Origin of the sequence: Nostoc sp. (assembly GCF_036917375.1) — a bacterium.
In the GTDB taxonomy this organism is placed as follows: domain Bacteria; phylum Cyanobacteriota; class Cyanobacteriia; order Cyanobacteriales; family Nostocaceae; genus Nostoc.
Genome location: NZ_JBALDN010000092.1, coordinates 104978 through 118278, shown reverse-complemented (window position 1 = coordinate 118278; position 13301 = coordinate 104978). Strand labels below are relative to the sequence as shown.

Genomic DNA, 13301 nt, shown 5'->3' with positions numbered 1-13301 from the left:
GATTGATTTTTTTGCACAAGCACTGCTGGCTAATTCCAATAATTATCTGTCTATCCCATCCCTGCTTCCTAAATATTAGACCTGAATCCTTACATTCTGAATCCTGTAAGATAGGTGGATAGCGCAACATTAATACTCCCAGGCAGAAGCAAGCTACACGCAGCCTCTAGTAGAGAGCATCTTGATTCTTACTCCTGAATTCTGAATTCTTCTTCAATTACTTATTAGATTTAATTGAATCAGGTGTAAATGCTGCATATTCTTCTGGAGTAAGTACTCCATTTTTGACATTAACCTTTTTTGGTAAAAGTCCTTGTACATACCATAAATCGGCTATTTGTTGTTGTTTGTTAACAACTTCATCAGTTATTGGTAGCAGACCATATACTGCTTTACTATGAATTGTTTTGAGAGTAGGTACATCAATACCAACGTCACCAGTCTCAAGTTCTGCTAACTTATCAATATTTTTCTGCGACCAATCTTCAGCTTTGATAAATTCCTCTAGAAAAACTTTGAGAATCTCAGGATGCTCTTTGGCAAATTTCCGCGAGGTAGTATAAAAGCTACCAATATCTTGAAGTCCTTGTCCATCTATTAATACACGACCAATATTTTTTTGGACATTTCTAGTAATGTAAGGTTCCCAAATTACCCAAACATCAATTCCTCCCTGACTAAAAGCCACATTTGCATCTGGAGGTGGCAGAAACAGAGATTTTACATCACTCAGTTTTAGTCCCTCTTTTTGTAATGCTTTTAGTAAGACATAATGGGCAATAGAGGCTTTTTGAAAGGAGATTTTTTTGCCCTTAAAGTCAGCAACACTTTTAATCGGAGAGTTTTTTGGTACTAAAAAAGAAACTCCTCTACCATTAAATCGAGTTGTTGCAATATACACAAGAGGTGTACCTGCGGCTTGAGCAAATATAGGCGGTGATTCAGCTGTGGCTGCAATATCAAGGGAACCAGCATTTAAGGCTTCTAAAGCTTGTAGACCAGCAGCAAACTCTAGCCACTTGACAGTAAAATTCTTTGCCGCCAAACTTTTTTCTAGAGTTCCTTGTTTTCTCATCACTGCAAGAGAACCAAGTTTAGAATAAACAACTCGTAGCTCTTGTTTTTGTGGAGTATTAGAAACTATTTTACTTTGAGTTTGTGTACTAATTGAAGATAGTTCATTTTGAGTCGTTTTAGTTTCTTTGCTGCAACCAATAAGGCTCATTGGTATCGTGAGGGAGCAAGCAGCTATCAGTAAAGATATATGTTTATGCTCAATTTTATATTTTGCTTCTATAGGTTTAATATTTAGGCTATAGTCATATAGTATCTTTGTGTTGCTTGTTTTTGATTTTTGCGGCTTATTGATAGACAAATTGAGACTTTGCAAAAATTTGAAAAGTGCCATAATATTCTTTCTATTTAAATTTAATAATTTTCGTTGTGGCGTTTTTAATGAGTGCTAATAACTCTCAATTTCAGTTTAGATATTATCAAACTTAGTTTGAAAATAAAGTATTCATTAACACTTGTTTTAAATAAAAAAGTAAGATTTTTATGATTTATCTTTATCAGCATATACTGCGATATTTAGACAAGTTTAATCAGTCAAGAATCCAGAAAACTCTTGACTCTTGACTGCTTTAAGAATATATAGAATCAAATGCCTATTAGCTTAATCTTCTAAGCTATAAATTCTAAAAGGGACGACTACCTGCAAGGCTAACCCGCTTTAATACTCGTCGCTCATTTGGATCGAATGCTTGACGGTAATGCAAGGTAGCTTGATTATCCCAGTAGACAATATCACCTACTGACCATTTGTGTTGGTAGTAGAACTTGGGTTGAGTTAGATGTTGTCTCAACTGCTCAATCAGTTTAGATCCTTCTTCTGGCTCTAACCCGACAATTTCAACTTCTGTAGCAGCATCTAAGTAAAGATGCTTTTTACCACTTTCTGGATGTGTTCTAACTAAAGGATGGGGAAAGACCGGACTGATTAAAGGAATAGTTTTGTCTAAACGATATAAAGATCGGGGTGCATTCCGATCTCGCAAAAATGGGTTGTAGGTAATCAACTGTAAATCTGCAATCCGTTCTTTGGTGGCTTCATCTAATGCCTCATAGGCTAGATTGGTGTTTAACCAATAAGTATCTCCACCATGAGTTGGTATTTCCAACGCATAAAGAAGCGAACCACTAGATGGGGTAGGAGTCCATTTGTGATCGGAATGGAAAGTGAGTTCTCCAGTACCAGTATAGCCACCATCGACATTGGAAATCGGAATCACTACCGGAGTTTCTCCTGGTTTAGAAGCCAATACTGGAGTTTCATCAGATGGTACAAAGAGTGCGCCAAAGTATAGAGAAAAGTTCAAAAGTTGTTCATCGGAGAGCTTTTGGTCTTTGAAGATCAAGATGTGGCGATCGCGCAGAGCTTCTTTAAGTTGTAATATGACTTCAGGTGCGATCGGTTGACTGGCATCCAGATCGGTAACTATGGCTCCCAAAGGAGCATCAATAGGCCTGATTTTAACCTTTGTCAAAGTCGAGGTAGGCATAATATTCTCCTGAATTTTAGTTTCTTCTTGAGATAGCTACTTATTCGCTAGAACCTCTGAAGGAGTAATTTTGGCGTACTCTTCAGGTGTCAAAAAACCGTCTCTAACATTCACCTTCTTGGGGATAAGCCCTAAGCTGTACCACTTGTCTGCAACTTCCTGTTGCTTAGTAATAGTTTTATCAGTGATTGGTAGCAACCCATAGTCATATTTTTTATGCATTATTTCTAGAGTTGGTGGATCTAACTGAGTTACAGGAGCAAGCAGTTGTGCTACTTCTTTGGGATGATCCTTAGTCCAGATTTCTGCCTTTTCTAACTCCTCTAGAAACACTTTGATAACATCAGGATGAGCCTCATAAAACTGTCGTGAGGTCGAGTAAAAGTTGCCAGTATCGCGCAACTTACCACCATCTGCTAAAACACGAGCTATTTTATTTTGTACATTTCTGGTAGCGAATGGCTCCCAAATATACCAAGCATCCACCTTGTTCTGACTAAATGCCGCATTTGCATCTGGCGGTGGTAAAAAAACTGATTGGACATCGCTCAGTTTTAGTCCGGCATCTTCTAACGCTTTAACTAATAAGTAGTGACCGATAGAAGCTTTCTGGAAAGCTACTTTTTTACCCTTCAAATCGGCAACACTTTTAACAGGAGAGTTTACAGGAACTAAAAGTGAAATAGCTTTACCACTGGGGCGTGTAGTAGCTAAATAAACAAGAGGCGCTCCGGCTGCTTGTGAAAATACAGGAGGCGATTCGGCTGTAGATGCAATATCCAGTCCATTGGCATTCAATGCTTCTAGCTGTTGTGGCCCAGCCGCAAACTCAGGCCACTGTACTTTAAAACCCAGAGGCTCTAATCGCTTTTCTAAGGAACCCTGTTTTTCTAAAACTGCTAAAGCAGAAAGTTGTTTTGAACGTACAATCCGTACTACTTGCTTCTCAGTTGACTTCTGTGTAGTGCTAGATGCAGCTACAGACTCAGGGGAAGCTGATGACTGCTGAGTGTTATTTTTGGCTTCACCACAACTCGATAAGACTGTCGATAGCATTAAGCAGTAGCCCAAAGCAAACAACAACGAACGACGCGTTGTTCTCTGGTTTTTTCTGAATTCAAACTTTCCTTTTAAAGCTGGCATGGGTTGTTTTATTTATTCCTCGATCGGTGGTCAGAACAATTATGATTAACTGCGGTCTAAATAACCAAAAAAACTCTTGTTTATTAATATAGTTGAAAAATAGACTAATTCAATATTTTTTCAAACATAAAATAATGGTATTAATTTACGTCAAGCTATTATCATCATTGCCATTAAATTATGCGAATCTATTATAAGTAAATAAAAAATTTGTACGACACTGTTGATTGTAAATAGCTATGGCAGCCTGTAAAATCCTTCTCAATATACATCAAAAAAAGAATTCAGTACTGGGTCTAAATTTCCGACTGATTGCATTCTGAATTATGATTTCTCTTGTAATTTTTATTGGTGATTCAAATTTAAAAAGTAAAGAATTTGTTTTTCAAAATCCGATAATCCAAGACGCGATAAATCGCGTCTCTACAAGGGGATTGTGCTGATAGAAATGTATTTGGTTATAGATACTATGACTAATTTTGCAAGAACCATTTTTATCATGTTTACGTGTCATGGAGAACATTTTTTTAATAAATAAAAATAATTTTTGGCAATGTCTAAAATAGAAAAGAGAGTGGGTATTACCCACCCTATAACGACTCGAGGAACTGAGAATTTAAGAATTGAGAGGGAAAAATTTAGGAAGTGGAGTGAGAAGGGCCCACTCCAGGGTCGTGCTAGTGGAAGATTGAAATTTGTGGCGTTTTGATTCTGAATTATTTTTCAATCATGTTCAATTTTGTTAGTGCTTCCAAGCGACTAAAATTGTAGCTTTGAGTTCTTCTGTAAAATGTCCAGACGGCTCAACTGCTAGTAGCGCTTCTCTAAGATCCTTTTCAAATGCTGGGCCGTTATCGCCATAGAAAATTTTCAAAGAGAAAGCTGTAGTGTATAAGTAGCCAAGATAGCTATCGACAGTCCAAGATTTTTCAAATAGCACTTCATAGTTTTCTTGACGAGCAAAAGCCGAATTGCCAATTACGACTTCATGAGGAGGATCGACTGGCTTACGAGTGCCTTGTCCTCGTTGTCCAGTCCGCCGCTCATTGCCTAACCATTTTTTTACTACTCCAACAGCAGCTTGTTTCCAAGGTAGATTGCTTTCCCAAGGGTTATCACCAGTCTGAAGCAGTGCTAATCCACCATCATCAGTTAACAATTCATAAAGGCGTTCAAGCACTAGTTCGCGTTCCATCCAGTGGAAGGCTCTACCAATAGTGGTTAATTTAAATTTCCCTAAACTAGAGTCGATTAACTCTGCTCCTTGTTCTAACCAAGTGATATTATTTGCTCCGACTGCTGCTGCTTGCCGTTTAGCTTCTGCAATCATGTCTGGATCGGGATCGATCGCAACAACTTCCTCAAATTGGGTACGTAGAGGAATCGAAATTAATCCTGGGCCAGTACCTAAATCAAGGAGTCGTCCTTGACCATTGAGATTAAATATTTCGGTTAGTTTGTCGAATACAATCGGTGGGTATTTGGTTCTATATTGAGCGTAGCCTTCAGCAGCTCCCTCAAATAAACTTGGGTCGTAGGTAGGAAGTGTTTTGAGTTGAGTCATATCAATTTTGGATTTTAGATTTTGTAGAGACGCGATTCATCGCGTCTTTGGGATAAAGGTGGAGAGAGAAATAACCAATGTCCTAAGAATATTGGGTGATGACAGGTAGTTGCTCGTTGAGTACCCAATCACCGATCGCACGCAATTTGTAATCCACAGGATCGTGCAGGGTAAAGGTTCGTAAATCTCTCCAGTAACGGTCAAATCCATATTTGGTTGCTGTGGCGCGGGTTCCCGTCACTTCAAAGATGCGGTTGGTAATATCTATACCTACACGGGTAGCTAATGCCTTGGCTGCGGAAACTGCGATCGCAACTTCTCCTCTTTCTTGATGAGTCAGTTCGACATCCTTATCCCATGCTGCTTGTACCTTCTCGGCTGCTTGGTCAGCTAGAGCGATCGCAGCTTGGATTTCCAGCCAAAAGTCTCCGTAATGATGCAGAATATATGGGTCTTGAGTCGCACTATCTACTCCTGATGTAATCCACGCTTGAGTAGTAGTTTTAGTATATTCACGAGCAGCAGCGAAGGCTCCTTTAGTAATTCCTAGATAAACGTTGGTTTTTGTTAGCTGGGCAATAATCCCAAGAAAAGTTGAGAAGGCACTATCATGGGGATTTGGTGGCCCCAAAATCTCATCTTTTTCTACTAAGACATTGTTAAATGTATAACTGCCGCTATCAGTGCGACGTTGCCCAATATTATCCCAATCTTGATTAGAAACTAACCCTTCTCTATCTTTGGGAATTATGAATATGAAAGGCAATTCTACGCCATCTTCTAAAGCAGAGAATACCCGATAATCTGCAACGGAAATACCTGTACCAAAGCTTTTAACACCATTAACCCGAAAATTCTCGCCTTCTGGGTTAATTTTCAGCCTAGTATCTTTTGTATTAATTGCATTTGCCCAAAATAAGTTATTTTTAGCAGTTTCTCTATAATATTTTTCTTTTTGGGCTGGTGTGCCGGAAACATGACCCAAAGCTGTTAAATTGAGATGATTACCATATAATTGACCAATTGAACCATCTGCTTTTGATAGCTTTCTGACAATTTTTAAAGCATCAATCCAAGTTGCACCAATGCCACCATATTGCTTGGGTACAATCAGTGGCAACAAACCACTTTCACGCAGTTTATTAATTTCCTCTTCTGGAACTCCAGCTTTAGCATCCCGTTCAACTGCGGATTGAGCAAGTTCCTTGGATAGAGAAGTTGCTAGGTCAACGTAATCCTTTGGTTTTGTAATATCTAGCACCATAATTAAATCACCTTTTGTAATTCGTAATACTTCGGCTACGCCCTTCGACTACGCTCAGGACAAGCTCAGTACAAGTTCGTAATTCGTAATTAAGGCAAACACAATTACTACAAACAGTTTTTAATTCGTTGCTCTATGAATCTGAGACAAAACATCCTTTCCCAATGCAGAATTTAAATAAATGTAGAGTGGGCAAGGCCCACGCTACAAGTGAACAGAGGAAATGGAACATGGAACGTTGTAATTGTCCTTTGTCATTAGTCCTTTGTCCTTTGCAAATAACCAATACTTCGACTACGCTCAGTACAAGTGACTAATGACTAATGACAGTTATTTTTTAGCAGCCAGATATTCGTTGGCGGCTTTCTCAACACCTGTACCCTTGAAGAAGTCTTGATTAAGACTGGTGTACAACTCCAAGGGATGGATTGAGAGGAAGTAGCGGAGGTCTTCTTCGGTAATGATTTCGCGTTCTGCCATTGAGTAAGCGTTGGCAGTAACGGCGGTGATATCAGGTACATCCCAGTGACCTGAATCTGAACCTAAGAAGGCTTTAACGCGATCGCCAAATGGGTTAGCGGCACGATTAAAAGCTTGGCTTACACGGGTATCGTCTGATTCTGTACCGAAGTAGAAATGATTCAAGAAGCGATCGCGTACATCTTCTGGCTTCTCAATTCCTGCTAGTTCAAATTCGTCGAGTTCGCCTGGATCTTCTGGCGCTAATAGTTGATGGTGGAATCCTAAACCGTCACCAATCCGATCTAAGCGTCCATCTACAAGTTCGCCACCGTAGCGAGTATACAACTCTACTAATGCTTCCTTGTCGATAATCGCAGGATTGTTATTTGACAACAAATGTTGTTTGTTGCGGGTTTCCCAATGCCAAATAATATCAGCGTATAGACTAGCACCCCAAGCTGAACCACCTTCCAAGAAGGCAAACTTTAATTGTGGGAAGCGGCGGGTAACTCCACCAAAGAACAGCGATTTGCATAATGCTTCTGCTGCAAAGGCAAAGTGATTAATGTGATTGTACTGGGCGTTGGTGACAGAACGCTGTGTTGTCCAACCTTGGCTAGAAGCATGAGTTGTGGGTACAACTTTTAGTTCTACGCACTTAGCCCAGAATGGATCGTAATCATACTGGCTATCTAAGCCAAAGTTATCAATCCAAACCACTTCGTTAGCGACTTCTTTGCCGTATTTTTCAAAGGCAGGAATTGGACGACGGACATAACCTGGGATTTGAATCGCTTTGAGTCCGAGAACATTCACCGCATATTCCAACTCTTCAATCCCTTCTTCGGGAGTGTGGAGTGGGATGGCAGCGATGGGTGTTAATCGGTCAGAATAAGGGCGGAAAATATCAGCATGGTAGGTGTTAACTGCCCGACAAACAGCCCGCCGCATTTCTTCGTTGCCGATATTCGGGGCCATTGTTGCCAAATTGGGGTACACAACGGCAAAGTCTGTACCTGCTTCTTGCAAGCGTTCGTGCAGCAACTTGGGCAAGCTAATGGTAGCCAAATTCAAAGTATTTTTTGTCGGACGACCCCACCAGTTAGGGCGATTGGTGCGATAAGCAAAACGTTCTTCCCAACTTTGCTTGTACCACTTAAAACGGGAAGATCCTGGTAAATTTTCTTTGAAACGTTCGACAAGTTCAGTTCCACCAACTTGTTCTAAATAATCTAAGACTGCTGGTTCAAATTCCTGGGTATGTACATCGGTGTCAATGATAGGATAACCAAGTTTTTCCCGAATTTGAGCAGACCTGGTTTTTTGTGGGCGGTCTAGAGCAATCGTCATGATAATTTACCCTAAATTATTCAAATTTTTTGTAGGGATTGGCAAAGACGCAGAATCAATCCTTTGTAGAGACGGCGATTTATCGCGTCTCTTTAACCGAACCGTATTGCCTAGTTTCTAGTCTCTTTTGCAGCCAAAAATTCATCTGCGGCTTTCTCAACAGCCGTACCTTTGAAAAAGTCACGATTCAGGCTGGTGTACAACTCCAAGGGATGAATTGACAGGAAATATTGCAAATCTTCTTCGCTGATAATCTTGCGTTCTACCATTGAATAGGTATTAGCAGCGATCGCAGTAATATCAGGTACATCCCAATGACCAGAATCAGAACCCAAAAATGCTTTAACACGATCGCCGTAAGGATTAGCTTTACGGTTAAAAGCTTGAGCTACACGGGTATCATCTGATTCTGTACCGAAGTAGAAGTGATTCAAGAAGCGATCGCGAATATCCTCTGGCTTGGTAACTCCTGCAACCGCGAATTCATCTAAATCACCTGGTTCTAGGGGAGATAATAAATCAGCGTGGAAACCTAAACCACTACTTAGCCGATCCAAACGACCATGTACTAATTCACCACCGTAACGGGTATAGAGTTCTAACAGTTCTTCGCGATCGATATTGGCGGGATTGTTATTTTCCACCAAATGGTCTTTATTGCGAGTATCCCAATGCCAAATCAAATCAGCGTACAAACTAGCACCCCAAGCTGCACCTCCTTCTAAAAAGGCAAACTTGAGTGTGGGGAAGCGGTGAGTGACACCACCAAAAAATAGAGATTTACATAGTGCTTCCCCAGCCGATGCAAAGTGACCAATATGGTTGTATTGGTAATTGCTAATGGAACGCCGATTGATCCAGCCCATACCGGAAGAGTGGGTGGTGGGAACAACTTTCAGTTCTACGCACTTCGCCCAGAAGGGATCGTAATCATATTTACTATCCAAGCCAAAAGTATCAATCCAGATGGCTTCGTTGGCTACTTCTTCGCCATACTTCTCGAAGGCGGGAATCGGGCGGCGGACATGTCCGGGGATTTGAATTGCTTTGAGTCCCAGCACTTTCACCGCATATTCCAACTCTTCGATCGCCTCTTCGGGCGTATTCATGGGAATCGCAGCAATGGGTGTTAAGCGATCGCTATAAGGACGGAAAATATCAGCGTGGTAAGTGTTAGCTGTACGGCAAACAGCCCGCCGCATTTCTTCATTACCGATGTGTGGAGCCATCGTTGCCAAGTTGGGGTACACAACGGCAAAGTCTGTACCAGCTTCTTGTAAGCGTTCGTGGAGCAACTTGGGTAAGCTAATGGTAGCCAAATTTAGGGGATCGTTAGTGGGACGAGTCCAGAAAGGAGGGCGGGCGGTGCGGTAAGTGCGACGTTCATCCCAAGATTGCTTAAACCATTTAGAGCGAGATGCACCCGGTAAGTGTTCTTGGAAACGTTCTGCGATAGCAGTTCCAGCAACTTGCTCTAAATAATCCAAGAATGCTGGGGGAAACTCTTGGGTATGTACATCGGTATCAATGATCGGATAACCCAGTTTTTCCCGAATTTGAGCGGACTTAGTTTTTCTGGGACGGTCTAGTGCAATAGTCATAGGTTCTACCTTGATTTTTCAATTGGATTGGGTAGATAGTACTGATTAAGAAGGTTGTCTACTTTCTTCTTACCAGCATTTCTTTGAAGAAGTTGAGAGTTTTCTTTACATATAATGTGGCGGGATTAGTAAAGACAAAATCTCGAAAATCAGCAAAGCTGATCGTATCCTTCTCCACAAACTTGTATATATTAGTTGCAACAGCAATATTCATAAAATCTTCCTCTAAATTGAGGAGTATTTTTGTGTAACAAGCTCAGACAGATAAAATTAACGAGGCTGTTCTTTAGCAACCCAATCTGTTAATTTAAAGTCGGATTTTGCTAAACCCTGGGAGACTAAAAATTTCTTTGTCCCCTCTAAAAGTTTCACGCCTTCGGCTGGTAATGGTTCTTCTGAAACTTGTCTGAGCGGGTACGATATTTTGATGATATCGAGAGGATATTTAGTAGTTTGAGCATGGTACTGATAATATTCTTCAGAATTCGCTTTTAAATCCTTAGCTGCTTCTGTGAGAATTGCATTAAATTTCTGCGGAAAATCAGGCTGTTTCGCCAAAAAGCTTTCGGTTGCGACAACTAATGATGTCCCTGACAAACCCTGATGATTTGCCGAAGAATCAATCACTGGAAACCCTTGCGATTTGAGAAAAGGGCCTAGATCGCTTGAGGTTGCATAAGCTGCTACATCACCACGTTCTAAAGCCGCTTTTGCTTCAGTGGTCATTAAGTGAACAAGTTTTACATCTTTGGCAATTTTAGCTTCAGCTAATAGACCCAGCAGGTATCGATGCATATAAGAGCCTTTTTGGGTAGCTATTGTTTGACCCTTAAGTTCAGCAAGCGATCGCGCACCATTCTTTTTCGCTACTAACCAGGCGGTTGTATTAAATTGGCTGATCCGCAACAGTCGGGTTTCCTGACCCCTTGCTCTTAAAACTATGGCTGGTGTGTCGCCTAAAGAGCCAACATCTAATTGTCCGGCGACAAGCGCCTCATTTAGATCCGGCCCATTAGGAAATCTTGCAAAAGTGATGTTTTTAAATCCTGCTTTTTGCAACTCCCGATCTAAAATTCCTTTTTTCTTTGCCCAACCAAGTGCCCCTGTAGGTTCTGAACTACCTACATAACCTATTCGTAGGGTAGAAATATTATTAGATGCTGCGACAGAGTTGTTGACATTAACAGCCTCAATGGATTGAGCAGATTTAGTTTCGCCTTGGCTACATCCTGTAGTTACTAACAGTAGGATACAAGCTACTGAGGTTGATAATCTGGAAGTAAATTTATTTTTATTGATATAACCTGTTCCTACTGGTAACAACAGCATGACTATTTTCTCCGCCGCACTATTTCATCTGCTTCAAAATTTGGAATGTTTCATCGGCTTTTGCTGTTGAGGTGCGTTTATGTCCCCAACCAACGTTTTCACGGTAACTACCCAATAGCCCAACTTCTATTAATTCTGCCTCGTTGACTAAAGCCTTCGTATCGCTTTCTGGTGCAACATAAAGAGCATCAACTGGACAATACAACTCGCACATATAACAGGTTTGGCAGTCACTCTGTCGAGCAATGGTTGGCGGTGCATCAGGTACACGGTCAAACACGTTGGTTGGACAAATATTCACGCAGATATTACATTTTATGCACCGCGATTCGCTGACCAACTCAATCACACTGCTGCTCCTATTTTAGATAAAGACTTTTCTGTACTTAGCGGCTGACTCTTCACCCAGACTCGATCTAATCCGCCACTAATTAGGTGATGTTGCTGGTTAGCATCAAGTTCTGGATAGTCTTGATGTTTGTGCATACCACGAGTTTCTTTACGTTCTATGGCGCTGCTGTACATCCATCGCGCTGTGGCTACCATTGCCGCAGCTTCTCGCGCCCGGATTAGCTCTTTATCTGATGTTACCTGGCTACTGCGAAGTTCTTGCCAAAGATGATTTAGCTTACCCAAAGACTCGGTTAAGCCTTGTTCTGTACGGAAATAGTTCTTTTCGTAAGGGAATACTTCAGCTTGGACTGCTTGAATAATTTCATCAGTTGCTAAGGAGCGAGCGCTCCCACTTTGTAATCCTACCTCTCCAACACCTTTAACTTGTCGTTGAGTGTTGTGTTCCCCCAAACTGCGGCTATATTCAGCAGCCGATTTCCCCGACCAATAACCAGAAGATATTGCCCAAGCTGCATTATGACTTCCACCGCCAGTAAATCCGCCACAAATTAGTTCCCGTGTAGCTGCATCTCCAGCCGCGTAGAGTCCCCGTACAGAACTGGCACAACTCTCATCTACAATCCGAATTCCTCCCGTACCGCGCACAGTTCCCTCTAGGCGCAGAGTCACAGGGAAACGTTGGGTAAATGGATCGATACCTGCACGATCGAAGGGTAAAAAGAAGTTGGGCTGTGCTAAACGCATAGATGGGCGCATTGATTCCGCCGCTTTGTCTATGATGGCGTAAACTGGCTGTTGCAGTAATGTCTGGGCTATTACTGAACGTCTATGAGAACTTGCCCCTGGAATTACAGTACCGTCTTCGTAAGTGAAAGTTGCCCAATTATAAAACAGGGTTTTGGTAACTGAAGAAAAGGCGGGAGAGATGCCATAAGCATTAGAAAATTCCATACCCGACATCTCGGCTCCTGCTTCTGCCGCCATCAGATAACCATCCCCCGTCAGGACGTTGCATCCTAACGCTTTACTGAGAAACGCACAGCCACCAGTTGCGATAATTGTGGACTGCGATCGCACTATCCATTTCTCACCAGTCTGACGGTTCACACCTGTTGCACCAGCAACAGCACCATCTTCATCAACCAGTAATTCTAAGGCGGGACTGTTGTCTAAAATCTTGACTCCAGCGCCTTGAATTTGCCGCCGCATCAGCCGCATATACTCCGGCCCTTGCAGCGATCGCCGGTAGGGTTTGCCTTCATCGTCGGTAGGGAAGGGATAACCCCACTCTGCTAACTGATTAACGTTTTCATAAGTCTGATTTAGTACCCGATCCATCCAATTGCGATCGGATAAAAACCCACCCAACGATTCTCGACTCGCCTTTGCTGTTTCCCGTGCTTCTGGATCGGGTGGCACGTACCACACACCATTTCCAGATGCAGCAGCGCATCCAGTTGTGCCGCAATATCCTTTGTCCACCAGGATAACTTTAGCTCCACTTGAAGCAGCACTCCATGCCGCCCAAGTCCCAGCCGGGCCACCTCCAATCACAAGCACATCTGCTTGGAGGTCGAGTTCAAAATCGGTTGTTAACGTCTTCAGCATCTACCATTTCCCCCCATCGATAAAGTCTTAAGCATCAAGTCTTCACCCCGTCCATGCTGCAAAAT

Annotated in this window: 11 protein-coding genes; all 11 read right to left on the bottom strand. The window is 41.9% G+C overall.

The genetic code is table 11. The features are described from left to right. Positions 1 to 217: 217 nt before the first annotated feature. Positions 218 to 1225, bottom strand: coding sequence for an aliphatic sulfonate ABC transporter substrate-binding protein (locus V7K45_RS23960; protein WP_335007458.1), 1008 nt, complete (start codon positions 1223 to 1225; stop codon positions 218 to 220). Between the two features lie 472 nt (positions 1226 to 1697). Beyond that, complete coding sequence (locus tag V7K45_RS23955; RefSeq protein WP_335007457.1) at positions 1698 to 2561, bottom strand: TauD/TfdA dioxygenase family protein; 864 nt, start codon at positions 2559 to 2561, stop codon at positions 1698 to 1700. A gap of 36 nt (positions 2562 to 2597) precedes the next feature. Beyond that, the gene (locus V7K45_RS23950; protein ID WP_335007456.1) at positions 2598 to 3704 is read right to left on the bottom strand and encodes an aliphatic sulfonate ABC transporter substrate-binding protein; all 1107 of its coding nucleotides are present in this window, start codon (positions 3702 to 3704) and stop codon (positions 2598 to 2600) included. Positions 3705 to 4446: 742 nt separating this feature from the next. After that, entirely contained in the window at positions 4447 to 5268 is an 822-nt protein-coding gene (locus tag V7K45_RS23945) for a class I SAM-dependent methyltransferase (RefSeq protein WP_335007455.1), read from the bottom strand. A gap of 82 nt (positions 5269 to 5350) precedes the next feature. Then, on the bottom strand, positions 5351 to 6532 hold the full coding sequence (locus V7K45_RS23940; RefSeq protein ID WP_335007454.1) for an acyl-CoA dehydrogenase family protein: 1182 nt from the start codon (positions 6530 to 6532) through the stop codon (positions 5351 to 5353). 330 nt (positions 6533 to 6862) lie between these two features. Further along, positions 6863 to 8344: an amidohydrolase family protein gene (locus V7K45_RS23935; RefSeq protein WP_335007453.1), complete on the bottom strand. Its 1482-nt coding sequence runs from the start codon at positions 8342 to 8344 to the stop codon at positions 6863 to 6865. 110 nt (positions 8345 to 8454) lie between these two features. After that, the gene (locus tag V7K45_RS23930; protein ID WP_335007452.1) at positions 8455 to 9945 is read right to left on the bottom strand and encodes an amidohydrolase family protein; all 1491 of its coding nucleotides are present in this window, start codon (positions 9943 to 9945) and stop codon (positions 8455 to 8457) included. 58 nt (positions 9946 to 10003) lie between these two features. After that, complete coding sequence (locus tag V7K45_RS23925; protein WP_335007451.1) at positions 10004 to 10159, bottom strand: hypothetical protein; 156 nt, start codon at positions 10157 to 10159, stop codon at positions 10004 to 10006. A 56-nt stretch (positions 10160 to 10215) separates the two neighbouring features. Then, positions 10216 to 11274: an ABC transporter substrate-binding protein gene (locus V7K45_RS23920; protein WP_335007450.1), complete on the bottom strand. Its 1059-nt coding sequence runs from the start codon at positions 11272 to 11274 to the stop codon at positions 10216 to 10218. A gap of 19 nt (positions 11275 to 11293) precedes the next feature. Next, on the bottom strand, positions 11294 to 11623 hold the full coding sequence (locus tag V7K45_RS23915; protein WP_335007449.1) for a 4Fe-4S binding protein: 330 nt from the start codon (positions 11621 to 11623) through the stop codon (positions 11294 to 11296). Further along, on the bottom strand, positions 11620 to 13236 hold the full coding sequence (locus V7K45_RS23910; RefSeq protein WP_335007448.1) for an FAD-binding protein: 1617 nt from the start codon (positions 13234 to 13236) through the stop codon (positions 11620 to 11622). Before V7K45_RS23910 ends, V7K45_RS23915 begins: the two co-directional genes overlap by 4 nt. Positions 13237 to 13301 lie beyond the last annotated feature (65 nt).